This window comes from Mesorhizobium huakuii (genome assembly GCF_014189455.1).
Classification (GTDB): domain Bacteria; phylum Pseudomonadota; class Alphaproteobacteria; order Rhizobiales; family Rhizobiaceae; genus Mesorhizobium; species Mesorhizobium huakuii_A.
In genome coordinates this window covers 4859109-4882918 of sequence record NZ_CP050296.1, presented here as the reverse complement: position 1 = coordinate 4882918, position 23810 = coordinate 4859109, and the positions used below count along the sequence as shown (strand labels likewise).

The 23810-nt window shown below is 63.7% G+C and carries 27 protein-coding genes; 12 read left to right on the top strand and 15 right to left on the bottom strand.

Annotated elements, in window-relative coordinates; translation table 11 throughout:
- The first annotated feature begins 75 nt into the window (after positions 1 to 75).
- Positions 76 to 537, top strand: a complete 462-nt coding sequence (locus tag HB778_RS23455; protein ID WP_183457371.1) for a GNAT family N-acetyltransferase — start codon at positions 76 to 78, stop codon at positions 535 to 537.
- A gap of 69 nt (positions 538 to 606) precedes the next feature.
- Here HB778_RS23455 and HB778_RS23450 read toward each other — a convergent pair whose 3' ends face one another.
- From HB778_RS23450 to HB778_RS23430, 5 genes are all read right to left on the bottom strand, one after another.
- Complete coding sequence (locus HB778_RS23450) at positions 607 to 2382, bottom strand: tetratricopeptide repeat protein (RefSeq protein WP_183457369.1); 1776 nt, start codon at positions 2380 to 2382, stop codon at positions 607 to 609.
- Positions 2383 to 2559: 177 nt separating this feature from the next.
- Complete coding sequence (locus HB778_RS23445) at positions 2560 to 3009, bottom strand: DUF1284 domain-containing protein (RefSeq protein WP_183457367.1); 450 nt, start codon at positions 3007 to 3009, stop codon at positions 2560 to 2562.
- Entirely contained in the window at positions 3006 to 3599 is a 594-nt protein-coding gene (locus HB778_RS23440) for a biotin transporter BioY (protein WP_183457365.1), read from the bottom strand. Before HB778_RS23440 ends, HB778_RS23445 begins: the two co-directional genes overlap by 4 nt.
- 190 nt (positions 3600 to 3789) lie before the next feature.
- A complete protein-coding gene (locus HB778_RS23435; protein ID WP_172351417.1) occupies positions 3790 to 4458 on the bottom strand; it encodes a GntR family transcriptional regulator in 669 nt (222 codons plus the stop codon).
- Between the two features lie 84 nt (positions 4459 to 4542).
- Entirely contained in the window at positions 4543 to 5148 is a 606-nt protein-coding gene (locus HB778_RS23430; protein ID WP_183457363.1) for a TetR/AcrR family transcriptional regulator, read from the bottom strand.
- A 103-nt stretch (positions 5149 to 5251) separates the two neighbouring features.
- Here HB778_RS23430 and HB778_RS23425 point away from each other — a divergent pair, with 103 nt between their 5' ends.
- The gene (locus HB778_RS23425; RefSeq protein WP_183457361.1) at positions 5252 to 6688 is read left to right on the top strand and encodes an MFS transporter; all 1437 of its coding nucleotides are present in this window, start codon (positions 5252 to 5254) and stop codon (positions 6686 to 6688) included.
- A gap of 21 nt (positions 6689 to 6709) precedes the next feature.
- On the opposite strand, the gene HB778_RS23420 is transcribed toward HB778_RS23425, so the two are convergent.
- Positions 6710 to 7726 carry a polyprenyl synthetase family protein gene (locus HB778_RS23420; RefSeq protein ID WP_019856937.1) on the bottom strand — a complete coding sequence of 339 codons (1017 nt, stop codon included), beginning with the start codon at positions 7724 to 7726 and terminating at the stop codon, positions 6710 to 6712.
- A 203-nt stretch (positions 7727 to 7929) separates the two neighbouring features.
- Here HB778_RS23420 and HB778_RS23415 point away from each other — a divergent pair, with 203 nt between their 5' ends.
- The 6 genes from HB778_RS23415 (at position 7930) to moaB (ending at position 11681) form a co-directional block, all read left to right on the top strand.
- Positions 7930 to 8154 carry a DUF2007 domain-containing protein gene (locus tag HB778_RS23415; RefSeq protein WP_027041409.1) on the top strand — a complete coding sequence of 75 codons (225 nt, stop codon included), beginning with the start codon at positions 7930 to 7932 and terminating at the stop codon, positions 8152 to 8154.
- Complete coding sequence (locus HB778_RS23410) at positions 8154 to 8954, top strand: tRNA1(Val) (adenine(37)-N6)-methyltransferase (protein ID WP_183457359.1); 801 nt, start codon at positions 8154 to 8156, stop codon at positions 8952 to 8954. The genes HB778_RS23415 and HB778_RS23410 overlap by 1 nt, the downstream gene beginning before the upstream one ends.
- A 79-nt stretch (positions 8955 to 9033) precedes the next feature.
- Positions 9034 to 9894, top strand: coding sequence for a S49 family peptidase (locus HB778_RS23405; RefSeq protein ID WP_183457357.1), 861 nt, complete (start codon positions 9034 to 9036; stop codon positions 9892 to 9894).
- A 140-nt stretch (positions 9895 to 10034) separates the two neighbouring features.
- The gene (locus HB778_RS23400) at positions 10035 to 10220 is read left to right on the top strand and encodes a membrane protein (protein ID WP_013896713.1); all 186 of its coding nucleotides are present in this window, start codon (positions 10035 to 10037) and stop codon (positions 10218 to 10220) included.
- A 26-nt stretch (positions 10221 to 10246) separates the two neighbouring features.
- Positions 10247 to 11134 carry a 4-(cytidine 5'-diphospho)-2-C-methyl-D-erythritol kinase gene (locus HB778_RS23395; protein WP_183457355.1) on the top strand — a complete coding sequence of 296 codons (888 nt, stop codon included), beginning with the start codon at positions 10247 to 10249 and terminating at the stop codon, positions 11132 to 11134.
- 1 nt (position 11135) lies between these two features.
- Positions 11136 to 11681 carry a molybdenum cofactor biosynthesis protein B gene (moaB, locus tag HB778_RS23390; RefSeq protein WP_183457353.1) on the top strand — a complete coding sequence of 182 codons (546 nt, stop codon included), beginning with the start codon at positions 11136 to 11138 and terminating at the stop codon, positions 11679 to 11681.
- Positions 11682 to 11712: 31 nt separating this feature from the next.
- Here moaB and HB778_RS23385 read toward each other — a convergent pair whose 3' ends face one another.
- Positions 11713 to 12687, bottom strand: a complete 975-nt coding sequence (locus HB778_RS23385; RefSeq protein ID WP_183457351.1) for a hypothetical protein — start codon at positions 12685 to 12687, stop codon at positions 11713 to 11715.
- A gap of 146 nt (positions 12688 to 12833) precedes the next feature.
- On the bottom strand, positions 12834 to 13361 hold the full coding sequence (locus HB778_RS23380) for a glycosyltransferase (protein ID WP_183465197.1): 528 nt from the start codon (positions 13359 to 13361) through the stop codon (positions 12834 to 12836).
- Between the two features lie 150 nt (positions 13362 to 13511).
- Between HB778_RS23380 and HB778_RS23375 the strand changes: the two genes are divergently transcribed.
- Together HB778_RS23375 and HB778_RS23370 are read left to right on the top strand one after the other, a co-directional pair.
- Entirely contained in the window at positions 13512 to 14666 is a 1155-nt protein-coding gene (locus tag HB778_RS23375; RefSeq protein ID WP_183465196.1) for a PA0069 family radical SAM protein, read from the top strand.
- A gap of 151 nt (positions 14667 to 14817) precedes the next feature.
- Positions 14818 to 15513: a ribonuclease HII gene (locus tag HB778_RS23370; RefSeq protein ID WP_183457349.1), complete on the top strand. Its 696-nt coding sequence runs from the start codon at positions 14818 to 14820 to the stop codon at positions 15511 to 15513.
- Positions 15514 to 15847: 334 nt separating this feature from the next.
- Here the strand turns inward: HB778_RS23370 and HB778_RS23365 are convergent, their stop codons facing one another.
- The 6 genes from HB778_RS23365 to HB778_RS23340 form a co-directional block, all read right to left on the bottom strand.
- On the bottom strand, positions 15848 to 16339 hold the full coding sequence (locus HB778_RS23365; RefSeq protein ID WP_183457347.1) for a F0F1 ATP synthase subunit B: 492 nt from the start codon (positions 16337 to 16339) through the stop codon (positions 15848 to 15850).
- A gap of 10 nt (positions 16340 to 16349) precedes the next feature.
- The gene (locus HB778_RS23360; RefSeq protein WP_183457345.1) at positions 16350 to 16931 is read right to left on the bottom strand and encodes a F0F1 ATP synthase subunit B; all 582 of its coding nucleotides are present in this window, start codon (positions 16929 to 16931) and stop codon (positions 16350 to 16352) included.
- Between the two features lie 62 nt (positions 16932 to 16993).
- Positions 16994 to 17218, bottom strand: a complete 225-nt coding sequence (locus HB778_RS23355) for a F0F1 ATP synthase subunit C (protein ID WP_010914827.1) — start codon at positions 17216 to 17218, stop codon at positions 16994 to 16996.
- Between the two features lie 63 nt (positions 17219 to 17281).
- The gene (locus HB778_RS23350; protein ID WP_096455849.1) at positions 17282 to 18040 is read right to left on the bottom strand and encodes a F0F1 ATP synthase subunit A; all 759 of its coding nucleotides are present in this window, start codon (positions 18038 to 18040) and stop codon (positions 17282 to 17284) included.
- An 89-nt stretch (positions 18041 to 18129) separates the two neighbouring features.
- On the bottom strand, positions 18130 to 18537 hold the full coding sequence (locus HB778_RS23345) for an AtpZ/AtpI family protein (protein WP_183457343.1): 408 nt from the start codon (positions 18535 to 18537) through the stop codon (positions 18130 to 18132).
- Positions 18538 to 18793: 256 nt separating this feature from the next.
- Positions 18794 to 19978 carry a cell wall hydrolase gene (locus tag HB778_RS23340; protein ID WP_183457341.1) on the bottom strand — a complete coding sequence of 395 codons (1185 nt, stop codon included), beginning with the start codon at positions 19976 to 19978 and terminating at the stop codon, positions 18794 to 18796.
- Between the two features lie 284 nt (positions 19979 to 20262).
- Here HB778_RS23340 and HB778_RS23335 point away from each other — a divergent pair, with 284 nt between their 5' ends.
- Entirely contained in the window at positions 20263 to 21468 is a 1206-nt protein-coding gene (locus HB778_RS23335) for an acyltransferase family protein (protein ID WP_183457339.1), read from the top strand.
- On the opposite strand, the gene HB778_RS23330 is transcribed toward HB778_RS23335, so the two are convergent.
- Entirely contained in the window at positions 21433 to 22767 is a 1335-nt protein-coding gene (locus HB778_RS23330) for an MFS transporter (RefSeq protein WP_183457337.1), read from the bottom strand. The genes HB778_RS23335 and HB778_RS23330 overlap by 36 nt on opposite strands.
- 119 nt (positions 22768 to 22886) lie before the next feature.
- Here HB778_RS23330 and HB778_RS23325 point away from each other — a divergent pair, with 119 nt between their 5' ends.
- The gene (locus tag HB778_RS23325) at positions 22887 to 23804 is read left to right on the top strand and encodes a LysR substrate-binding domain-containing protein (protein ID WP_183457335.1); all 918 of its coding nucleotides are present in this window, start codon (positions 22887 to 22889) and stop codon (positions 23802 to 23804) included.
- The last annotated feature ends 6 nt before the right edge of the window (positions 23805 to 23810 follow it).

Here is a 23810-nt window from a genome sequence, read left to right as displayed (position 1 = left end):
GTGCCTGGCCCATTGCTTGCCGCCCGAGCCTGCGATCAGTTCGATGCATCATCCCTGGCAACGATAGGTTCCGCCATGCCCAGCCCGATCGCCATCCGTCCCGTCTCCCGGCAGGATTACGAGCAATGGCTGCCGCTGTGGGACGGCTACAACGCGTTCTACGGCCGCTCGGGCGAGACGGCGCTGGCGAGCGAGATCACCGCGATGACGTGGTCGCGCTTCTTCGATGCCTATGAGCCGGTCCATGCCCTGGTGGCCGAAAGCGAGGGACAGCTCCTCGGCCTCGTGCACTATCTCTTTCACCGCAGCACGACGGCGATCGCGCCGAACTGTTACTTGCAGGACCTGTTCACCACGCAGGCCTCGCGCGGCAATGGCATCGGCCGGGCACTGATCGAAGGCGTCTACGAGCGCGCCCAGGCAGCCGGTTCAGGCCGGGTGTACTGGCTGACGCATGAGACCAATCAGACCGCGATGAAGCTCTACGACAAGGTCGGCGAACGCTCCGGCTTCGTCGTCTATCGGAAGCTTTTTTAAGGATTTCGCACCACTCCAAACGAAAACGGGGCCCTGAAAAGAGCCCCGTTCGCATTCAAAAAGCCGATTTCACCCCTTCGGGGCAGGCACCGGTTCGGGCTTGACCTTGGGGGTCTCCTGCGCCGTGTTGGACTCGATCGGCGGCAGGCCCTTCATCAGCTTCTGCTGCAAGGTGGCCAGCACATCGGGATCGGGCTTCAGGTCGCGGGCCTGGTTCCACTGGAAGGTGGCTTCCAGCTTGCGGCCGACGCGCCAGTAGGCATCGCCGAGATGGTCGTTGAGAACCGGATCTTCCGGCTTCAGCGATACGGCGCGTTCCATCTCGCGCACCGCGTCGTCGAACCTGCCAAGGCGGAAATAGGCCCAACCCAGCGAATCGACGATGTAACCGTCGCTCGGCCTGAGATCGACGGCCTTCTGGATCATCGCCAGGCCTTCCTTGAGATTGGTGTTCATGTCGACCCAGGAATAGCCGAGATAGTTCAGCACCTGCGGCTGGTCCGGCTGCAGCTCCAGCGCCCGGCGGAAATTCGGCTCGGCCTTCGGCCATTCCTTCAGCCGCTCATAGGCGATGCCGCGCTGGTAGAAGATGTTCCAATTGGCCGCAGTCGGCGTCTTCAGCACCTCCACGGCCTTGTCATAGAGATTGGCGGCCGAGCGGAAATCATCCTTCGAGGAATAGACACCGCCAAGCGCCAGATAGGCGCGCATGTCGTTGGGATGGGCGTCGACGAAGGCCTTCAGATGGGTGATCGCCTCGTCATGGCGGTCGAGATCGGCAAGGTTGAGGCCAAGCTGCAGGTCCGAAAGCTCCTTCAGCGGCGACGAATCGGGGATCCGCCGATAGAGCGCGATGGCCCCCTCGCCGTCCTTCAACTGTTCGGCGACGGCGGCGAGCTGCACGAGGGCCGCGTCGCTGTCAGGCCTCAGGGCGAGCGCATATTGCAGGTAAAGGCGGACAAACGGCTCGCCGCCGCCACGGTTGAGCGCGGTGGCGAGATCGAGCAGGATTTCGGAAGCGCCGTCGGACGGGCCGGAAACGAAGGGCGCGATCTTGTCGCCCTTGGCAATCCTGTCGCGCAAGGCGACGATTTCCAGCTTGCCCGGCGAAAACGCCTCGGCCTGGTCGAGCACCGAGATCGCCTTGGCCTTGTCGCCCTTGCGGGACAGGAACGAGGCATAGGCCTGTGCATTGCGCATCCAGGTTTCGGGCGCGGCGCCGCCGGCGGTCGTGTCCTGCAGCGTTGCGGCGTAGATCGCCTCGGCCTTTTCGGGCATGCCGGATGCATCGGCGATCAGGGCGCGGTGGAAGGCTTTGAACAGGCCGAACCAGTCCGGCCCCTGCAGCTTGTCGATGGAAGCCATCGCATCCGTGGCTTCACCGGCGCCTTGCTGCGCCCAACCGGACATGACGCCGGAGATCAACCGGTCGAGATCGGATTCCAGCGACAGCTTGAGCCAGTATTGCGCCTTGGTGAAATCCTTCTTGTGGAAGGAATCGACGGCCAGCGCCAGGCGTGAGAAGCGCTCGACATCGGGCACCTCCTTGAGCTTGTCGGCATAGACCAGGGATTCGTCAAAGCGGCCTTGCGCGATCAGCGACAGCATCAGGCTCTGCTGCAGCCCGGTGTCACCCGGATCGAAGGCCAGGGCCTGCTTGTAGTAGGCGATGGCGCTGTCGAGGTCGTTGTCGCCTTCGGCGATCCGGGCGGCCAGATAGGCGCCCGAGAACGACGAAATTTTGACCGGTTCGGTGGATTGCTTGGCATAGGCCGGCAAAGCCGAAATCGCCATGCCCGTCACAATTGCCAGCCTTGTCAGCCAGCGCGCACGTCCTTGCTGCATCGTATCCCTTTCAGCCAGGCGCCATCTCCGCGTCAGCGGGATCGACGTAGACTCGATCTTTCCGGGCAAAGCATGGCCTTTTTGGGGTCGCGCTTCAATCCGCCTGAAATTCACAATCGGGTCAGCCGATTAACAAACCATGGCTGAAGGGGATTTTCGACTGCGGAAAGGCCCGCGTCAAGGTCCACGCTCTCCCGGCGCGACGGATCGCTGCACCTTCGTATCGGCGAAGCCGCCAGACGCTATCGCGCTGCACAGCTCGTTCCATTCGCAGCCGTCGCAAGCCTTGCGCACGCCACCGGCAGAAAACACCTGTCGCATCCGCGCCAGGATTGCCGCGTCGAGATCGAGGCGCACACCCGCCTGGATTGGCCGGGCCAGCAGATCCCCGACATCGCGTGCGGCAAGCCGGTCCCGTTCGATGACGCTCTCGTTGAGACAATGCGGTTCCGGCTCATCGAGCAAAGGCGCGCAGATGTCGTCCGGGCCGGAAACGAGGAGGATGTCCTCGCCCCGCCTCAGGCGCTCCGCGACCGCGTCGTAATTGGCGGTGAAAGCGGGGCTGTATCCCTTGCCCACATAGGTGAGCAGGCAAAGGAGGTGGTGGGCGCGCAGCCTGATCGTCACGAATTGGCCGGCTTCGCCTTGCCGCCGCGAAGCGCCATCAGCGTCGCGGCTCCAAGCGCCGACTTCAGCAATCCGCCGACGATGAACGGCAGGAAGCCGAAGGTGATGGCCTTCTCAGTGCCGATCATGACGGCAAGCCACGCCGTGCCGAGCACCAGACAGGCTAGATTGCCGAGCAGCATGGCGGCGAAGGCAAGCAGCACCCTGTTGCCGTTCCAGCCGCGTTCGGCCAGCCAGCCGACCAGCGCGCCGGTGACCGGGAAGGCGAAGAGATAGCCGCCGGTCGGGCCGACGAAATGCGCCACGCCGGCAGCGCCGCCGGCCAACACCGGAAAGCCGGCAGCACCTTCGACAAGCCACGCCGCGATGGTGACCGCGCCAAGCCGCCAGCCATAGAGCGCGCCAATGAGCGTCACGGCGAAGGTCTGCATGGTCACGGGGACAGGCACCATCGGCACTTCAATGTAGGACGACAGCGCCAGGAACAGCGTGCCGAGCACGACGGCTCCAACCTGCCAGGCGAGCGAGCGATCCTGGAGCCGGAGCGGGCTGAAGGACGGCTTGCTGGACGTGAATGCGATGTCTGTCATGAGGATTCCTTCGCTCGATTTGAAATTATAGATAATTTCGGTTTTCGATCTATTATCGAATCCACATTTTTGCTGGGATGGCAAGCCTTCCCACGACAAAGACCGTCTGACCTGCGTCGCGACGCGCTTCAGATCATTGCTTTATGCACGTCGTGTTCCCAAAATCGGGGCCACTTTTGGGCGACGTACATCAACCCACGATCGCGAAGGCTTCACGCGTCGCGCCGGAGGCCGTCCGGACCGGCTTGCGGCCAATCCACTGGACATGCCGGCCCAGCGTCGCGGCGGCCGATTCGGTGTTTCCTTGTCGCAAGGCGGTCAGGATCGCCCGGTGGTCCTGATCGGTGCGCGCCTCCCACTCCGAACGCCATGCCGCGAACAGGAAGCGGGCGCTGGCCGCGTGCAGATCGTCGATGGTGGCGAGCAGGCGCGGCATGGCGCATGGCGCCAGGATCAGCCGGTGAAAGGCGCGGTTGGCTTCCTCCCAGGACCTGACGTCGCGGGACTTGTCGCCGGCCTTGGTGGCTTCCTCGGCAAGATCGAGAATGGCTGACGTCAGATGCGGCGCGGCATGGCGCAGCGCCAGCACTTCGAGGGCTGCCCGCATTTCAGCCACTTCCTTGACTTCGCCGAGATCGAAGGCAGCGACGCGCACGCCGCGGCGCGGCTCGCTGACGGCCAGGCCTTGCGCCTCGAGGCGGCGGAAGGCTTCGCGCACCGGAACATGGCTGGTGTGGAACTCCTCGGCGACATGGTCCTGGCGCAACCGGGCGCCGGGCTCGATCGCACCCGAGATGATGCGGTCCGCCAGCACCTTGCTGATGCGCACCGCGATGGTGTCGTCCGTGCCCTTTGCCATGTTTTATAGATAATTTGCGGAAGGGCAGCTTGTCGAGACGGCGAGACCGGCTTCCACAACTGCCTGGCGAAAAGATGCCGGCATTCAGGGGCGCCCTGCCAGCCTTGCGTCCAACGCCTGCATGGCGACAGTGACGAGATCGTGCAGGCGCTTGTTTGCTACGCCGTCACGCGCCTGTACCGAAAGTCCATGCATGAGCGTGGCGTAGTAATCGCCCAGCGCCTCGGCATCCGTATCCGGTTTCAGTTCGCCGTCCCGAACAGCCTCGTTCAGCCGCTCGACGATCGATACGGTGCGCGCCCGGCGGTGCTGTGCCAGCCACTCCTGCACACGGTCATTCTCGACGGCGCAGTTGGTGGCGGCCGATACCACCATGCAGCCCTGCGGCCGTCCCGGCTTTGTGTAGGTTTCGACGGCCTCACGCAGCATTCGCTCGATGGCGCCCCGGGCGGTCGGCTCTTCCGCCAGCGCCCGTGTGGCAAATCCGCCTTCATGGGCCTCATAGAGGCCGACCGCTTCCCGAAACAGATCCTCCTTCGACCCAAAGGCCGCGTAGATGCGCGCCGAGGCGATGCCGAGTACCGAGACGAGGTCGGCCATCGAGGTGCCTTCGTAACCGCGTGTCCAGAAGGCATCCTGCGCCTTCTCAAGCGCCTCATCACGATCGAACTCCCTCGGCCTGCCCGCCATCGCCAACTCCATTTTTTATCGATCAACAAATAATCCGCTTGACTCCGGATTGCAAACTCCAATTCTTTGTCAATCGATAAAGAATCACAAACCGGAGACTGACATGAGTTCACTCAATCAAGACGCGGCGCTCGATGTCGCGCCGACTCAAGCGGCGGCCGGCAGCGGGCGCGGCGCCACGCTGGCGTTGCTCGCCTTCGCCCAGCTCATCATCGCGCTCGACCTCAACATCGTCTTCGTGGCGCTGTCGGAAATCGGCTCGGGCCTCGGCTTTTCCGGCCAGACATTACAATGGGTGGTGAGCGCCTACACCGTCTTCACCGGCGGCTTCCTGCTTTTTGGCGGCCGCGCCGCCGATCTTGTCGGCCAGCGCCGCGTCTTCATCTTCGCGCTCTGGCTCTATGCGCTCTCATCGCTGCTTGGCGGCCTCGCCTGGTCGCCCGGAGTCATCATCGCGGCGCGCGCCGTGCAAGGCATTGGCGCTGCCTTCCTGTTTCCGGCGACATTGTCGCTGATCAATCGCCTGTTCGCCGAAGGGCCGGAGCGCAACCGGGCGCTCGCGGTCTGGGGTGGCGCCGGGGCAAGCGGCCTGACCCTCGGCTCCCTGGCGGGAGGGTTTTTGACCAGCGCCTTTGGTTGGCCGGCCGTGTTCTATGTCAATGTGGTGCTGGCCGGCGTCGCCATCGCCGCCGCCTTTGCCATCATCCCGCGTGATCCGAAGCGGCAGGCGCATCGCAATTTCGACCTGCCCGGCGCGGTCACCGTCACCGCGGGCGCCACGCTGCTGGTCTTCACGCTGGTTCAGGGACCGGACTATGGCTGGACGTCGCCGACAATCCTCGCCAGCGCCCTGCTTGCGGCGTTGTTCCTAGTCGTCTTCACCGTGATCGAGGCACGGAGCGCCGACCCGCTGATGCCGCTGCGCCTGTTCCACAACCGCAGCCTGGTCGCCGGCATGACGATCACCTTCCTCTACATGGGGACGTTCGGGGCCTTGCCCTATTTCCTCACCGTGCTGTTGCAGACCGTGCATGGTTTCACTGCCCTGCAGACTGGCCTGGCGTTCCTGGTGCCATCGATCGCCATCGCCACCGGCACGCAGCTCGGCGAACGTCTGGCGACACGCTTTTCGACACGCTCGACCCTGGTCGGCGGCATGTTGATCGGAGCGGCCGGCACGGCCTTGATGGTCCTTGGCGCGTCGGCCGAGAGCAGCTATGCCGCCCTCGTTCCCGGCCTGATCATCTCGGGTGTCGGCCAGGGCATCGTCTGGACCGCGATGTGGATCGCGGCCGCTTCGGGCGTCGCTCATGACGAACAGGGCGTTGCGTCGGGCATGGCCTGCACGACGCTCAACATCGGCAACGCGATAGGGATGGCGACTTTGATCGCGGTCGCCAACAGCCATATCGCGGGGCTGACGGGCGATGCGCTGAAGAGCCCGATCGCCGACGGCATTGAGCTTGCCTTCTGGCTCGCGGCGGCAGGTATCCTGATCAGTCTGCTGGCCGCGATGGTCCTGCCGGGGAAAGCAAAGTAGCCGACGCCGAAGTGACGCCGTTCAGTTCACCCGGCTGATGCAGAAATCGATGACGTCGATCAGCGCCGATTTCTGCGGCGTCTCCTCCAGCGGCGCCAGCGCGTCGCGGGCGATCTCGCCGAAATGCCGGGCGCGGCCGATCGTATCGGCGATGGCGCCGTGGCGGGTCATCAGGCCGATCGCCTTTTCCAGGCCGGCGTCGTCGACGACATTGTCCTCGATGGCGCGCTTCCAGAAGGTGCGCTCGGCCTTGGTGCCGCGCCGATAGGCGAGGATGACAGGTAAGGTCACCTTGCCCTCACGGAAATCGTCGCCGACATTCTTGCCGAGGTCCTTGCTGGTGCCGCCATAGTCCAGCGCATCGTCGATGAGCTGGAAGGCAAGGCCGAGATTCATGCCGTAGGAGCGTAGTGCCGCGCGATCATTGCGGGTCGCCTGGGCAATGACCGGGCCGACTTCGGCAGCAGCCGAAAAAAGTGCTGCGGTCTTGGCCTTGATGACGGCGAAGTGCTCGTCCTCGGTGGTTTCGAGGTTCTTGGCGGCAGCAAGCTGCATGACCTCGCCCTCGGCGATGATCGAAGCGGCACTCGACAGGATGTCGAGCGCTTCGAGCGAACCGACATCGACCATCATGCGGAAGGCCTGGCCGAGCAGGAAGTCGCCGACCAGTACGCTTGCCTGGTTGCCCCAGATCATGCGGGCGGTCTTCTTGCCGCGCCGCATGCCGCTCTCGTCGACGACGTCGTCATGGAGAAGCGTCGCCGTGTGCATGAACTCGACCGAGGTGGCGAGCTTGACGTGGCCTTCGCCGGCATAGCCGAACATTTGCGCGGCGGCCAACGTCAGCATCGGCCGCAGCCTTTTGCCGCCCGACGAGATCAGATGGTTGGCGACCTCCGGGATCATCTCGACGTCGGAGCCGGCCTTGGACAGGATCAACTCGTTGACGCGCCCCATATCGGCCGCCGTCAGATCGATCAGATCCTTGATGGAGGCGGGTTCCCGCTTCCCGTTTTCGATGTTGAGAACGACACCCACGACAATCACTCCCGTCTTGGTATAACGCGTGCGACGGCACCCTTAGTCCCGATACGGACTCTAGGGCGGCGGACACGGCCACGGCAAGTGGCGAATTGGCGCGGCGCCGGTGACAGCTTGTTAACGATCCGGCAGGGAGCGAGGCTCTGCCGCGGAATCCCCTGCCCGTTTACATCAATGGCGCAAACTGCGAGTTTCATACGATGATAGAGCTTGTCCGCACCAACGATGCCGTGATCATTTCCTTCGTCGAATCGCTGATGCGCGACGCCGGCATCGCCTGCTTCGTCGCCGATCAGAATATGAGCATTCTCGAAGGGTCGATCGGTCTTTTGCAGAAGCGCGTCATGGTCGACGCTGACCAGGCCGATGCAGCAAGGCGCATCCTCAGGGATGCCGGCATCGCCAACGAGATCCGCACAAAATAATGTCGGCCGCGCCAGCCACCCTCGCCCCGGAGACGCCGGCCCATACGGTCGATGCCTTCCATCGCGGCCGGTTCTGGCTGGTGCAGCCCAAGCATGGCGGACACCGCGCCGGCATGGATGCGATGATGCTGGCGGCATCCGTGCCATCCTCGTTCGACGGGCGCCTGGCCGATTTCGGCGCCGGCGCCGGTGCTGCCGGCCTGGCGGTGCTGTCGCGCTGTCCGGCAGCTCATGCCGTGCTCGTCGAACGCGCACCGGAAATGGCGGCCTTCGCGTCGGCCACCCTTGCTCACCCCGGCAATGCGCATCTCAGCGATCGCGCCTCCGTGCTCGTGGCCGATGTCACGATGTCGGGCCAAGCCAGGGCCGCCGCCGGCCTCGCCGACAATGACTTCGACTACGTCATCATGAACCCGCCCTTCAACGCCGCCCGGGACCGCGCCACGCCTGACAGGCTGCGGAAGGAAGCCCATGTCATGGAGGACGGGCTGTTCGAAAGCTGGATCCGCAGTGCGGCGGCGGTGGTCAGGCCGCGCGGCGGGCTTGCCGTCATCGCGCGGTCCGAACAGCTCGGCGCCATTCTCGACGCGATATCAGGCCGTTTCGGCGATGCCGAGATGCTTGCCGTGCACCCTCGCCCCGACGCAGCGGCGATCCGAATCATTGTGCGGGCAGCGCTCGGCGCGCGCGGAAAGCTCGCCATCCGCCCGCCTTTGATGCTTCACGCACAATCGGGCAACGGCCCCGATGAGCGCAGCGAAATGATCGCCAACGGTCTCGCCTCGTTGTTTGGAGATTGAGCTATTCCTGGCCTCCGCATTGCCGTTGGCCGGGAAATCCCTACATGCCTGCAACCCATCGACCGGAGACCACGCCCTCGTGAAACGCCTTTTCAACCGACTGCTGCCGAAATCCTGGCGCTCCACCGTCGTCACCATTCCGGTCATCCGGCTGCACGGCACCATCATGGCCGGCGGCCAGTTCCGGCAGAATCTGTCGCTGGCTTCCACAGCCGGCCTCATCGAAAAGGCGTTTTCCTTCGACGCGCCGGCCGTTGCCGTCTCGATCAATTCGCCCGGCGGCTCGCCGGTGCAGTCGAGGCTGATCTTCAAGCGCATCCGCGATCTGGCAGTTGAAAAGAACAAGAAGGTGCTGGTCTTCGTCGAGGACGTCGCCGCCTCAGGCGGTTACATGATCGCGGTTGCCGGCGATGAGATTTTTGCCGATCCCTCCTCCATCGTCGGTTCCATCGGTGTGGTCTCGGCCTCGTTCGGCTTTCCCGAACTGATGAAGAAGATCGGCGTCGAGCGCCGTGTCCACACCGCCGGACAGAACAAGGCGGTGCTCGATCCGTTCAAGCCCGAGAAGAAGGAAGACGTCGAGCGGCTGAAGGCGCTGCAGCTCGAGGTGCACGATACCTTCATCGATCTGGTCAAGGAGCGGCGCGGCACGAAGCTGAAGGACGATCCGGACTTGTTCACCGGCCTGTTCTGGACCGGCAAAAGGGGTCTGGAGCTCGGCCTCGTCGATGCGCTCGGCGACATGCGCACGGTGCTGAAGACCCGGTTCGGGGCGAAAACCCAGCTGAGATTGGTCACGGCGCCACGCGGTTTCCTCAGCCGTTTCGGCCTGTTCGGCTCGAGCAAGGGCTTTTCAGCGCCCGATATCGCCGCAGCTGCCGCCAGCGGCGTCATCGATGCGGCGGAAGAGCGCGCACTGTGGGCTCGCTTCGGGCTTTGAAAAGCCGGCAAAACCGTCTAGCATGAAGGCTTGAAGTCCTATGCATGTCGTTTTCCCAAAACCGAACACAGTTTTGGGCGACATGCATTAACCGACCCGACCGGCCGCCTTCGCCGGCCCAGCGTGGTAGGAGTTGTGACATGCCGCAGATCATTTTCTTCACCGTGGTTGGCGTGGCCGCCTATTTCGGTTACCGCACCTTCGTGCGCGAAGCCGAGCGCGTGACCGCCAAGGTGCGGCGCACCGAAAAGCAGGCGGCCAATGGCGCGATGGGAACGCTGGTCAAGGATCCGAAGACCGGCGAATACCGGCTGGCCAAGGACTGAGCATCATCCCCCATACGACTGACGCCGTGGACACCGAGATCGGTTCGCGCACATGGCACGCGCATGCCAAGATCAATCTGGCGCTGCATGTCACAGGCAGGCGTCCTGACGGTTATCACCTGATCGACAGCCTTGCGGTGTTCACGCGGTTTGGCGACAGGGTCGAGATCGCGCTCGCCGACAGTGACGATTTTACTGTGTCCGGCCGTTATGCGCCGGCAGTTCCCCTCGACGCCAGCAATCTGGTGCTGAAGGCCCGCGATACCTTGCGACGAGAGGCTGGCTCCGAGCGCACCCCGCCCGTCGCCATAAAGCTGGAAAAGAACCTGCCGGTCGCCTCCGGCGTCGGCGGCGGTTCGAGCGACGCGGCAGCCGTGCTGCGCGGGCTGGCGCAAACATGGGGCTTGGACATGGGCGGGACCGAACTGGCGCGGATCGGTCTATCGCTTGGCGCCGATGTGCCGATGTGCCTGGCGGCAAAGCCGCTGGTGGCGCGCGGCATTGGTGAAGAGCTGTCGATGGTGCCGGACTTCTCGGCGCTGGGACTGGTGCTGGTCAATCCCGGCACGCCGGTCTCGACGGCCGACGTGTTCGCGGCCCTTTCCCGCCGCGACAACGAGCCTCTGCCGCCGCTGCCGCGCAGCATCGATTTTCACAGCCTGCGCAACTGGCTGGAGATCACCCGCAATGATCTCGAACCGGCGGCGCTGGCGCTGCAGCCCGCCATAGGCCGGGCGCTGTCGTGGCTTGATAGGGCCGGATCGGGCTTTTCACGCATGTCCGGATCGGGCGCGACCTGTTTCGGCCTGTTCGAGACCGGCAATGTCGCCAAGCGCGCGGCGGCCGAGATCCGCGGTCGCCAGCCCGACTGGTTCGTCGCGGCGACGCGCAGCATGTCATCGGAGGTTGAGTGAAATGGCTGGGATCAACGAGAGCCGTTCGTTCATTCCGGTGCGCATCGCGGTGCTGACGGTTTCCGACACGCGCAGCCTCGCCGACGACAAATCCGGCCAGACGCTGGCCGACCGCATCACTGAGGCAGGCCACATCCTAGCCGCCCGCGATATCGTCACCGATGACCGCGAAAAGATCCGCGACACGGTGCTGGCGTGGTCGCGGGACAAGACCATCGATGTCGTCATCACCACCGGCGGCACCGGCTTCACCGGGCGCGACGTGACGCCGGACGCGCTGGAGCCGATCTTCGAAAAGCGCATGGACGGCTTTTCCGAAGTGTTCCACCGCATCTCGTACGATAAGATCGGCACGTCGACGATTCAGAGTCGGGCAACCGGCGGTGTCGTCAACGCCACCTTCGTCTTCGTGCTGCCGGGTTCGCCCGGCGCCTGCAAGGACGCTTGGGACGGTATCCTCAAGGCGCAACTCGATTACCGCCACATGCCCTGCAACTTCGTCGAGATCATGCCGCGCCTGGACGAACATCTGCGGCGCGGGAAGTAACACGCAGAATTGCGCTTCCTACAGTCCGCCGTCAGCGGATGACCGGCTCGCCATGAAAGCGCCGGCGCGAGGGGCGCGAAACGCCGAAGCCGACTTCCATCATCAGCCGCGGCGTGCGCGCCGGCACCGTGCCCATGTGGAAACCGAAGGGATCCTCGACGAAGCCGAGGCCCGCCTCTCCGGTCAGCGTCACCGGGCTCTGCTCGCCATAGACGTCCAGCACCTCCTGGGCGGGATGGCCGACCAACAGAGTGAGCTGATGCTTGATGGCGCGACGCTTGTGGCTGCCCCGGACATAGACATGCGGACCGGTGTCGGCATCGACAGGCTTGAGGTAGAAGAAGAATTTCAGCATGCGCCAGTCGTCGAGGTCGAAATGATACTTGCCGAGCGAGGCAAGGTTCTTGTCGGCGTCCGAGGCTTCGCCGGTCGGAAAACTCCACCAGACGCGCGTCGTGATCAGTTTCGCCTGAGCGCCGAGATAGTGCGCCGCAATGTCGAGAAGCAGCGGATCGCGCTGTATGGCGAGTGCCGCGGGACAGTCGAGGATGCGCTCGAAATAGTGCCCGCTGAGCAGAGAGCGGCCCAACCGTTTCTCGGCCTGCGCATGCTCGCCCGGCATGAATTCGAGACGGCGGTCGAAATTGCCGAAGCAAGGCGTACGCCCCGCGAACTCCGCGATCTCTTCATGAATTTCCGATGGCAGGACCAGGCCAGAAAACAGGCCGTCGGAACGCAGTGCATCGACCACCGCCGCCCGCTCGACACCGGCAAACATCGTATCCCCAACATTGTCGGCAGGGCGGGCGCGTTTTGCACCCAGCCAATGCATGCGGCGCCCAGGCATGGTGCGCGCCAGCATGAACATCGGCAGCCAGGCAGGGTTTTCGCGAAGGTCCGTCAGATAGGTCGGAATGCGCACGGCAATGCGCCGCAGCAGGCTGCCATTGCGCGCAATGGCCTCGAGACTGGCGACGCCGGATTTGTCTGATGTTGAAAGGCTCATCGGGTCCTCTTCTATGAGGGTGACACCCGATGCCGCATCGGTGCTCACCACTCGCCTGACCCAAACCCAATTCACCCGCCTCAGGGGAAGGCTAACCCCGCGTCAGGTTTTGTGCAATGCACAATGGACAGAGCAGATGCAAAAAATCACTTTGGGGCGCGGTGCTGCTGCTTCGGCGGCGCCACCCAGATCTCGGCGTCGAGCTTCTTTGTCGCCAGGCCGCGCGCCAGAGCCTCGGCGCTGCTGGCGCTCTTCGACAAGGACGCGGCCTGCCGTTTGCTGATCACCAGCCCATCGGCGAGAGCCCGGTTTCCCGAAAAGACCCGGGCCAGGAACGGCGTGCGGCTACCGCGCGCGCGTGAGAATCGCGCCGCCATGGTTTGCTTCGCCGTGTGCACGACGACCGCGTCGATCCAGCCCTCCACCAGCCGCGCGCCGGGTTCCAGCAGCAGCAGCCAGTCTCCCTTGGCCTGCCGGATCCCGGCGGCGATGCCGCCGCTCGCCATATAGTGGCAGCCAGCATGCTCGGCGACATGATGCGTCTGGTCGGTGGAGCCGGTGTCGCAAACGACAACCTCCCGCACCACGCCCTCGACCGCGCCGCCAATCAGCGAGGCGAGCGTGCGGGCGAGAGCCTCCTCGTCATTGCGCGTTTCGATGAGAACACTGAGCATATTTAGCCGAATAGCGGAAAGCCGCGCATAGCGCCAGTTTTTGCGGCGCAGCATAAAAAGTTCTTGCTTTGTTCTCATCGGCAAAATAGGAATAATTTCATGAGCAGAGCGATTCGAAACAACATGGACAGTCCCTGGGAGCGGGCCAAGATGGAACCGATCGTGCGTGCCGACATTGCAGCCTTCGGGGCAGGACGCGCCGAAATGGCCAATGCGATGATCGAGCAGAGTGGCATGCGTATCCGCCCGGACCGCAACCGCGGCCGGTCGGCGGGCATCAATCCGTCCGGCCGCTTCGAACCCGTCAGCCGGCATGTCTTCGACGATGGCTGGAGTTCGCTGGAGGAACTGCCGCCGTTCAAGACCGAGGTGCAGGTGGAAAAGCCGCGCACCATCATCACCCGCAATGAATCGCCCGACATCTCCTTCGACCGCTCGATCAACCCCTATCGCGGCTGCGAACATGGCTGCGTCTATTGCTTCGCGCGGCCGACGCACGCCTTCATGGGCCTGTCGCCGGGGCTGGATTTCGAATCCAAGCTGTTCGCCAAGCCGGATGCGGCGCGGCTGCTCGACAAGGAGCTGTCGAAGGACGGCTACCAGCCGCGCACCATCGCCATCGGCACCAACACCGATCCCTACCAGCCGATCGAGAAGCAGTACCGGATCATGCGCGAGATCCTCGAAGTGCTGGAGGCACGCGGCCATCCGGTCGGCATCGTCACCAAATCCGCTCTGGTGACGCGCGACATCGACATATTGTCGCGTATGGCCGAACGCGGGCTGGCCAAGGTGGCGCTGTCGGTGACGACGATGGACCGCATGCTGGCCAGGACGATGGAACCTCGCGCGTCGACGCCGACCAAGCGGCTGGAAGCGATCCGGCAACTTTCGGATGCCGGCATTCCGACTTCGGTCATGGTCGCGCCGATCATCCCCGGCCTCACCGACCAGGAGATGGAGCGGATCCTCGATTCGGCACGCGCCGCCGGCGCGCGCGAGGCGGGTTATGTTGTGCTGCGCCTGCCGCTGGAGGTCAGCCCGATCTTCAAGGACTGGCTGCTGCGCCACTATCCCGACCGCTATCGCCACGTGATGTCGCTGATCCGCTCGATGCGCGATGGCAAGGACTACGATTCGGAATGGGGCAAGCGCATGAAGGGCGCCGGACCCTACGCCTGGCAGATCGGCCGGCGCTTCGAGATCACCGCCAAGCGGCTCGGGCTCAACGCCGAACGGCGCACGCTGCGCACCGACCAGTTCGTCGCGGCTGGAAAAGACCAGGAACAGCTGATGCTGCTCTGAGAATGCAATTTGCCGTGGCGGTTTGACCCGCCACGGCAAGAAATCCCGTCCGGCCTGCCCCGGCCTGCAGACGGTGCCCTCCCGGTCCGGCGCCCCACCCGACCCGGAGGGACTTGCGGAGAATCGGAGCCGATGCGAACCTCGCCGCAACATGGCTCGCGCGCGTTCCGATTCTCCGCTTCTCTTCGAAATCGTCGAGAAACCCGATTTCTCCTTCGAGACGAAGGCGATGGCCGATGGCCTGTGGCCGGTCGCCGGGATGGACGAGGCCGGCCGCGGTCCGCTGGCCGGGCCGGTGGTCGCCGCAGCGGTGGTGCTCGACCCCACCAACATCCCCGAAGGCCTCGACGATTCCAAACGGCTCAGCCATTTGCAGCGCGAGGCGCTGTTCCTGCGCATTCTTGGCTCGGCACAGGCGGTTTCGATGGCCTCGATCAGCGCCGAAGGCATTGACGGCAGCAACATCCTGAAGGCCAGCCTCGAGGCGATGCGCCGCGCTCTGGTCGGGCTTTCGGTTCGGCCGAAGCTTGCGCTGGCCGACGGACGCGACGTGCCGCCGGGGCTCCCTTGCGACGGCCGTGCGCTGATCAAGGGCGACCAGCGCTCGCAGTCGATCGCCGCCGCCTCGATCGTCGCCAAGGTGATGCGCGACCGCATGATGTGCGGCTGCGGCAGCCATCATGATCGCTACGGCTTCGAGGTCCATATGGGTTACGCCACCGCCCGGCATCGGACAGCGATCGAGGCGCATGGCCCGGTCGCGCGGCTCCACCGCGTGTCGTTCGCGCCGTTCAGGCTGGGCGGAGCTGAGGTGGTTGAAGAAGAAAGCTTGGCCGGGCTGGATTGAGCCGACGGCGATGACAGCTGAGCTCCCCCTCGTGGAGATGTCCGGCAGGACAGAGGGGGCGCTGTCCCGCCGCCATATCCAGCCGGTTGCGCCCAGGCTCCTCGGATAACTCGCATCCGACGCAGCGCATAAATGTCAAACGCTGGCGTTCCTTCACGCCCCCCTCTGTCCTGCCAGGCGATCGTCGCTCGGAAAGCCAAGCAGTTGGCTTTCCGTCCGCTGCGCGGACCGCTCCTCAACCCCCACAAGGGGGAGATTGGCCGCTTTGACGCATCGCCAAGAAAAAAGCCGCCAGGTTGCCCGGGCGGCTTTTTGATTTCCAAATGCTATCAGCTCAGTTCAGCTTGGCCTTCACATCCGCGAGCGAAGCCTTGAACAGGTCGGCTCCGGCCTTGACGTCGACCTTGGCGGCGAGCAGCGCGCGGGCGGCTTCGACGGCGATGTCGACGGCGCTGGCGCGCACCTCGGCGACCGCGTCACGCTCGGCCTGACCGATCTTCTGCTCGGCAAGCGCGGTGCGCCGGGCGACATAGTCTTCGGTCTTCTTGTGCGCTTCGGTGGCGAGCATTTCGGCTTCGCGCTTGGCGGCCGCGACGATGTCGGCAGCCTCCTGCTCGGCTTCCTTGCGCTTCTTCTTGTACTGGCCGAGCAATTGCTGGGCTTCGTCGCGCAGCTTGCGGGCCTCGTCGAGCTCGCTGCTGATCCTGGCGGCGCGCGCATCGAGTGCCTTGGCGATCAGGCTGGGCACCTTGATGTAGATGGCGACGCCCAGGAAGATGATCAGGGCAATCGTGGCCCAGAGCGTTGCGAGAGATGTAGCGTCCATGATGCGCTCCTCACCGGGCCACGGATTTGACCGCGGCCGCGATCTCGGCCTTGCTGGCCTTGCCGCCAACCAGGGCTTCGACGATCGCCGAAGCGGTATCCTCGGCGATGCTGCCGACTTCCTTCATGGCATTGGCCTTGATGGAAGAAATGCGCGCCTCGGCCTCGCCAAGCTTCTCGTCGAGCGCGGCCTCGATCTTCTTGCGCGCGGTCTCGGTTTCCGCCTTGGCCGCATCGGCGGCCTGCTGGCCGATCGAACTGGCGTTCTTCTTGGCCTCCGCCAGTTCCTGCTCGTAAGCAGCAACGGCGGCATCGGCCTCGCCCTTCAACTTCGACGCCTGATCGAGATCCTGGCTGATGCGATCGTTGCGGACATCGATGATGCCGCCAACGCGCGGCATCGCTACCTTCTTCAAGAAGAGGTAGAACAGCCCGAAAGTGATCGCCAGCCACAGAAGCTGCGACGGAAACGTCGCCGGATCGAATGGCGGGAACGTGCCATGCGCTTCGGCAGGCACGCCGGTGCCGGAATGCGTGTCGCCTTCCGTCACGGCGGGCGCGGTCTCTTCCGCAAAGGCAGATGTCACGAACATCTCATTCCCCTGTCCATAAGGTAAGGTCGCACCATGCGCCCCCCTTCGTCAGCCCGTGTTTCTTACTTGAACACCAGGAGGAGCGCGATCAGGAGCGAGAAGATGCCCAGAGCTTCGGTCACGGCGAAGCCGAAAATCAGGCGGCCGAACTGGCCATCGGCAGCCGACGGATTGCGCAGCGCGCCCGAGAGATAGCTGCCGAAGATGTTGCCCAGGCCGATGCCCGCGCCACCCATGCCCAGGCAAGCGATGCCGGCGCCGATCGCAGCTGCTGCATTTACTTCCATGTCAAACTCCTTGTGGTTCCGTTGTCGTTGCAGTTTGTAATTGGCGTCACGCGCCGGTGAAATTTAGTGACTGGGGTGCAGGGCGTCGTTGAGGTACATGCAGGTCAACACCGCAAAGACATAAGCCTGCAGGAAGGCGACGAGCAGTTCCAGCGCCGTCAGCGCCACCGCCATGGCCAGTGGCAGGATCGAGCCCGCCACGCCGACCGCGCCCAGCGCGGAGAGGCTGACGACGAAGCCCGAAAACACCTTCAGCGTGATATGGCCGGCCAACATGTTGGCGAACAGACGAACCGAGAGGCTGATCGGGCGCGAGACGAAGGAAATCACCTCGATCGGAACGACAAGCACCATCATCACGAGAGGCACGCCTTTCGGCACGAACAGCTTGAGGAAGCCCAGACCGTGCTTCATGAAGCCGTAGACGATGACGGTGCCAATCACCAGGATGGCGAGGCCGAAGGTGACGATGATGTGGCTGGTGATGGTGAAGAAATAGGGGAACAGGCCGAGCAGATTGGCAACCAGCACGAACATGAACAGCGAAAACACAAGCGGGAAGAACTTCATGCCCTGCGTGCCGGCGGCATCGCGCAACATGTTGCCGACGAACTCGTAGGCCATCTCGGAGATCGACTGCAGCCGACCGGGAACCAGGCTGCGGCTGGATGTGGTGAGATAGAGGAAGGCCGCCGCGACGATCACGGTCGCGACCATGAACAATGCCGAATTTGTGAAGGACAGGTCGTAGCCGCCGATGTTAATCGGAATCAGCTTGATGATATGGAACTGGTGGATCGGATCGACCTTGTCAGCTGCCACGTTCTAACCCCGTCAATGCCGCATACTTACGGCCAGATTACCATTGCCGCATGGAGGGCGGCTATTTCCAAATGCCGCCTGAGGGGCGGTCATTTGCTGTCGTCCCGGCCAGAGCGCGATTTATCGCCCTGTCCGAATTCTGCCACAACGCCCGCGGAACGCATGACATTGAGTATACCGGCGCCAAAACCAAGCAGCAGGAAAACGATCAGACCCCATGGCGATGTCCCCGCCATACGGTCGATGATCCAGCCGATGCCGGCGCCCACCACCACGCCAGCGATAAATTCGCTGGAGAGTTTGACCGCCTGGCCATAACCGGCCGCACTGCCCGCTTTCGCGTCGTCTTTCCCCTCGAGCCGGTTCGGCAGCCTTGTCGCAAGCGATGCTTCAAGTTCACGCCGACGTCGCTCAAGATCCTCGTCGCGGATGCCGGTTTCATGCTGATTGCCGCGGCCGGTTTCTCCGGTTCCGTCTGGCCTGCTTTTATCGGCCATCGCAACCCCCCTGCCCGGTCAGACCGTCACCGTCCGTCCGCTTCTAAAGTCGCCGGCAACATAGTTAGAGGGTTTGCGCCCGTCAAGCCACGGGCGGAAGATCATTGCCATGTATTTTAGGCAATAAAATCAACGAATTAGAGAGGTGCGACATCGTGCCCGTCGCGATGATGGGGATGCGCTGCACGAATCCCCCCGGCAATGGCAGGCTGATCAAGCCTGTGGCCGGTGAAAAAGACCAGCAGCAGACAGGCCCTCAGCTCCAGCCGCCGCCATAGGTGCGGTAGAAGATATGCAGGCCGATCTTGGTCATCTTCTGCATCGTACGGGCCCAGCCCGGATGGACATATTGCGCGTAGTAATGGGTCGATGATCCGACCTCCGGGATGAAGATCTTGCCGGCGGTGACGGCCATGGCGATGTCCTGCGCGGTCTTGTAGGCGACAGGATCGTCGATACGCTTCTTCCTGCCATCGCAAGCGAAGGAGAACTGGCAGCGGTTGAACCAGCTGTCGTTCTGGTAGACGACGCCGCAGATCGAATTGGGATAGGCGGGATTGCGGACGCGGTTGAGGATGACCTGGGCAACGGCAGCCTGACCGCGCACGGATTCGCTCCTCGCCTCGAAATAGATGCCGTTGGCCAGGCACTTTTGCTCGGGCTTGGAGAAGACGCTGGCCGGAAGCGGGTTCTGGATCCACGAATGGTCGCCCTTGGCCATCGGCGGAATGAAGCGGCCGTTGTTGGGCTGCTCGTCCTGCAGCAGGGCTTCGAAGGGCGAGGCCTTGGCATAGTCCGGCTCGGATTGCGCATAGGCCGTCGCCAGAATATCGGGATGGTCGTTGTTGACCAGGGCGGCAAGCATGGCCGGCACGCCGGGATCCGGCTTCTTGTCTTCACGCGCATGGAATTCCGCGGCGATCTGGATTTCCTTGCCTTTGATCTGCGGCTTGGCGAAGGCCATTTTCAAGCCGCCATCCATGCTCGGCCGCATCAAGGAGGAGGTCCGCTGGAAGATCGAACCGGCGTTGAAGTTCTTCGGCGGCGCGACGGGAGACACCTGGACGATGCGGCCCTTCTTGTCGGCGCGCACGACGCGATCCTCGTCGGGCGAGCCGCTGACCTTGCCGCCCTTGCCGCGAAACGACACGTTGCCGACGCCAGCCAGGTGAATCCCCGATCCGGAGATCGAGCCGGTGACGTCGGAATCGACGAAGGGCATCTCGGCGGCGTGGGTCGAGCCCGCGACGGATCTCTCGACATAGGAATTCCAGCGCGCGCTCGGCGATTCAAGGCCGGAAACGAGGCTGGTCATGTCCTGGTAGGCGGCGACGGTCGGGAAGCCGATCCAGATGCCGAGACCGATGATGAACGGAGATACGAAGCTGCGTTTCTTCTCACCGGCGGCGGCAACAAGCCGCTTCAACACACGTCGATGCACGGAACACTCTCCAGGAACGCCACTGACCCCACTGGAGAGCAAAATGATGCATTAACCTTGATGGGACGTTAACGGGATCGATCAGGTTTTCTCAGTCGGCTCAAGGCCATGGTTTCGAAGTCGGGCGGTTTTACGGCCGACCAGGGTACGCCGCGCCGGACGACCAGACGTTGGCAGGGCAAGAGAGCTGCGGGGCTGCTCCAGGGGAGGAGCTTAACGGGATATCCATATTCCAACCGCCATATGGCAGTTGGTTCCAAACAGCGGTTCAGCACAGCGGACGGATGACAACGATCGCGGGAAATATTGCCGTGGATGACGCCCAATTGGCGGAAGCAACACCACGCCCAACGCTTCTCAATCTGACCGCGCTGCGCGCCTTCGCAGCTCTGTCGATATTCATCTACCATCTGACGGAATTGGGAATCGATGCATCCCGATCCATTCGGGACATGTATCTCGGCTGTGCTGTTTCGTTCTTCTTTGTCCTGTCAGGGTTCGTGCTGGCGTACAGTTTCTCGGGGCGTTTCCTTGGCTGGCGCGACATAAGAAACTTCATCTTGCAGAGATTCTTCCGGCTGTGGCCCGTCCACATGCTATGTTTCTTCCTTGCCCTTGTGGCGCGTCGTCCTCCGACCAGTCTCTTCACCGCATACTTGGCAACCACACTGCAGAGTTCCTGGTTTCCAACCTACGGTACGGCTTACGCGTATAACGGCGTTTCGTGGTCGATATCGGTCGAACTGTTTTTCTATCTCGCCTTGCCGTTCATTCTGATCTTGCGGCCAAATCAGATCATGCTGGTGGTCTGCGGCTGGACAGTTGTCGTCCTTGGGCTGATCGCTCTCACAGCGACTTTACCCGGGCCTGTATTTCCACCCCCTTCCGAAAAGCCCTGGCTGGACCTCTACGTCACGGATGCGTCGCTGGTTCACCTCTTCCCGCCCGTGCGCATGGTGGAATTCCTGTCCGGGATAGCCGTCTATCAGCTGTTCAGGGGCCGGCGCATTTCCGATGCCTGGGTGACGTTCTGCCAGGTTGCGGCAGTGGTGTGCCTGGTGCTTTGGGCATGCGTACATGCCGAGATCACGCTATTTTTTGCGGATCATGCATCGCTCATGGCGTCCGTCGCCTATCGCGAATTTGGCCTGTATCCACTCTTCGCCGCCATCGTCTACGTCTTCGCACATCAGTCAGGCTCATTGACCCGCGTCCTGTCTTGCCGTGTGCTGGTTTTCTGCGGGGAGATCAGCTTCGCATTCTACATGATCCATCAGGTCGTCATCCATGTCCTGGCTTACAATTTCGAGATCAGGCAGCATTGTGGTCCGACAGTCGCCGCGATCTCGGCAGGCATACTAAGCCTCGGTTTTTCAATTGTTCTCCATCGAACGGTGGAGATCCCCGGTATGGACTGGGCCAAGCAACAGTTCCCGATGACCAGGCGAGCACCTTTATCGGCGCATGTGTCTGTCGGCGCCCTCGCCTGACCTTGCGTCCGCCCGCCGCAGGAAGATCGGCCAGGCGATCAGCGCGCAGATGGCGGCCGACAGCCAGACGCCGGACCAGGACCAGAGGTGCAACAGCCCGGGAATGGCCACCGGCACCAGGAAGAAGCCGACGAAAACGAAGGTGTTGGCCAGGCTGAGCGCGGTTCCGACATGGCCGGCGCCGGCAAGCGTGGCAAGCTCGGTATAGGCAACGCCGTGCCAGGCGGACACCGAGATGCCTGCGACAATCAGCACCAAGGGAAGGACGGCAACCAGGAAAGACTGGCCGCCCGGCATTGCGGGGCTGGCGAGGACCAGCAGCCAAAGCACCGCGAAAGCCAACGCGCTGAGCGCACTGCACGAGCGCAGAAACTGGCGGCGGTTGCCATGGCGGTCGGTGAAGCGCCCGCTCCAGACGCGCATGACCATGGCGCCGATCTGCACGGCGGCGAGGCTGGCGCTGATCGCCGCTGTTCCCAGCCCGGCGAAGTCGTGCAGGAACACCGACGCGAAGGTGAGCACGGCCACCTGCGGGAAGCAAAGCAGGCCGATGGCGGCCGCGATGCGCCAGACCTCGATGTTGCGGAGCGGCGCCGGTCCGGCCGCGGCGGACGTAACGACATGGCCCGCCGTCGGCGGCTCGTGCAGCCAACGCCAGGCAAACAGAGCGGACAGAGCGGAGGCGCCCGCCAGCAGCCCGAACACCGCGGAAAAACCGAAAGCGAGCGCAAGCGACGGCAGGACGAGCGCGCCGAGGCCACCACCAAGCGGCACCGCCGTCTGCCTTATGCTCATGGCAAAGCCGCGCTCGTTTTCCCGGAACCAGCCCATGATGGCGCGGCCGCTCGAGCCGTTGACGCTGCCGCCGAGCAATCCGGTGAGGAGCAGACTTGCCGACAGCAGCATGACATCGGGAACGCCTGACCTTGTCGGCACGACGAGCATGGCCATGGCAAGAAGCCACGCCGCCGTCGCGCCAAGCCCGATCAGCAGCACGCGGCGATCGCCCCAGCGATCGGTGAGCAGGCCCCAAGGCAATTCGCTGAGCGCAACGCCCAGGCCAAGAAGGCCGAGCGCCAAGCCAAGTTCGGCATTGCTCAGATGATAGCCCTGACGGAGCACGACCGCCGTTGCCGGTATGCCGGAGAAGGTGGCCGAGAAGCTGGCGTTCGCGGCGACACCAATGCCCAGGACCTTCCAGCGGTGGCCAGGGCTGAACACCCTTCCGGCGGGGCCGGCAGCACTGCCTCCGAGGAGTTTCTGCGTGTCTTGGTCGGTGCAGTCGACAATGGCGGACATGGTTTCATTCCCGTGATGGTCCAGTCGCCTGGACCTTGACGGCATCTCTGTAGCGCCATAATTTCGTCCTTAAAATCAGGAAGTTTTTGACTATCAATCCTGAAAATAAGGACATTTCCATGCAACGCGTGACCTTCGACCTCGACGTTCTCCGCAGTTTCGTCACCGGGATGGAGCTCGGCAGCTTTGCCAAGGCCGCCGACCGGCTTGGCCGGTCGACCTCGGCGGTCAGCGCGCAATTGAAGAAACTGGAAGAGCAGGCGGCGACGCCGATCTTCCGCAAAGCGGGGCGCGGCCTCGCCTTGACGGAGGCCGGCGAGACCATGCTCGGCTATGCGCGCCGGCTGCTCGACCTCAATGACGAGGCGGCAGCGGCGATCCATGATGTCGAACTGGAAGGCTGGGTGCGGCTTGGCCTGCAGGAGGATTTCGGCGAGGCGGTGCTGCCGGACGTGCTCGGCCGCTTCGCCCGCGCCCACCCCAAGATCAAGATCGAGGCCAGGATCGCGCGCAGCCACGACCTTGCCGAAAGGGTGGTATCGGGCAGCCTCGACATCGCGCTCGCCTGGCACAGCGGCCAGACGCTGCCCTACAGCGAGCATGTCGCCGATGTTCCCATGCGTTGGATCGGCCCGGCAAAGCGCATCGAGACCAGCCTGCGCGACGGCGAGCCGCTGCCGCTGGTGGCGCTCGAGGCGCCATGCCTTCTGCGCACGGTGGCGACGGAAACGCTCGACCGCGCCGGGCTGCCCTGGCGCATGGCCTTCTCCAGTCCGAGCCTTGGCGGCATCTGGGCGGCCGTGGCGGCGGGGCTGGGGCTGACGATCCGCACCGATATCGGCCTGCCGGCCAGCGTCAGCGCAATGACGCCGGAGATTGCCGGTCTGCCGGCACTGCCCAATATGGCGCTGTATCTGCATCGCCGGGATGCCGAACCCGAGCCGGTGGCGGGCCGCCTCGCCGACATATTGCTGGAGGCGGCACGGCAGGCCTTGCCGGGCAATGCGCGGGGTGCCGGCTTGCGTGCGGTCGCTTGATCAGAC

Bases quoted from the DNA above. Each gene is read 5' to 3' on its own strand.
- HB778_RS23325 (WP_183457335.1), top strand. From the start codon at position 22,887: ATGCAACGCGTGACCTTCGACCTCGACGTTCTCCGCAGTTTCGTCACC.
- HB778_RS23375 (WP_183465196.1), top strand. From the start codon at position 13,512: ATGGAACCGATCGTGCGTGCCGACATTGCAGCCTTCGGGGCAGGACGC.
- HB778_RS23455 (WP_183457371.1), top strand. From the start codon at position 76: ATGCCCAGCCCGATCGCCATCCGTCCCGTCTCCCGGCAGGATTACGAG.
- HB778_RS23370 (WP_183457349.1), top strand. From the start codon at position 14,818: ATGGCTCGCGCGCGTTCCGATTCTCCGCTTCTCTTCGAAATCGTCGAG.
- moaB (WP_183457353.1), top strand. From the start codon at position 11,136: ATGGCTGGGATCAACGAGAGCCGTTCGTTCATTCCGGTGCGCATCGCG.
- HB778_RS23400 (WP_013896713.1), top strand. From the start codon at position 10,035: ATGCCGCAGATCATTTTCTTCACCGTGGTTGGCGTGGCCGCCTATTTC.
- HB778_RS23435 (WP_172351417.1), bottom strand. From the start codon at position 4,458: ATGGCAAAGGGCACGGACGACACCATCGCGGTGCGCATCAGCAAGGTG.
- HB778_RS23385 (WP_183457351.1), bottom strand. From the start codon at position 12,687: ATGAGCCTTTCAACATCAGACAAATCCGGCGTCGCCAGTCTCGAGGCC.
- HB778_RS23415 (WP_027041409.1), top strand. From the start codon at position 7,930: ATGATAGAGCTTGTCCGCACCAACGATGCCGTGATCATTTCCTTCGTC.
- HB778_RS23440 (WP_183457365.1), bottom strand. From the start codon at position 3,599: ATGACAGACATCGCATTCACGTCCAGCAAGCCGTCCTTCAGCCCGCTC.
- HB778_RS23335 (WP_183457339.1), top strand. From the start codon at position 20,263: ATGACAACGATCGCGGGAAATATTGCCGTGGATGACGCCCAATTGGCG.
- HB778_RS23360 (WP_183457345.1), bottom strand. From the start codon at position 16,931: ATGTTCGTGACATCTGCCTTTGCGGAAGAGACCGCGCCCGCCGTGACG.
- HB778_RS23380 (WP_183465197.1), bottom strand. From the start codon at position 13,361: ATGCTCAGTGTTCTCATCGAAACGCGCAATGACGAGGAGGCTCTCGCC.
- HB778_RS23410 (WP_183457359.1), top strand. From the start codon at position 8,154: ATGTCGGCCGCGCCAGCCACCCTCGCCCCGGAGACGCCGGCCCATACG.
- HB778_RS23330 (WP_183457337.1), bottom strand. From the start codon at position 22,767: ATGTCCGCCATTGTCGACTGCACCGACCAAGACACGCAGAAACTCCTC.
- HB778_RS23430 (WP_183457363.1), bottom strand. From the start codon at position 5,148: ATGGCGGGCAGGCCGAGGGAGTTCGATCGTGATGAGGCGCTTGAGAAG.
- HB778_RS23365 (WP_183457347.1), bottom strand. From the start codon at position 16,339: ATGGACGCTACATCTCTCGCAACGCTCTGGGCCACGATTGCCCTGATC.
- HB778_RS23425 (WP_183457361.1), top strand. From the start codon at position 5,252: ATGAGTTCACTCAATCAAGACGCGGCGCTCGATGTCGCGCCGACTCAA.
- HB778_RS23345 (WP_183457343.1), bottom strand. From the start codon at position 18,537: ATGGCCGATAAAAGCAGGCCAGACGGAACCGGAGAAACCGGCCGCGGC.
- HB778_RS23355 (WP_010914827.1), bottom strand. From the start codon at position 17,218: ATGGAAGTAAATGCAGCAGCTGCGATCGGCGCCGGCATCGCTTGCCTG.
- HB778_RS23450 (WP_183457369.1), bottom strand. From the start codon at position 2,382: ATGCAGCAAGGACGTGCGCGCTGGCTGACAAGGCTGGCAATTGTGACG.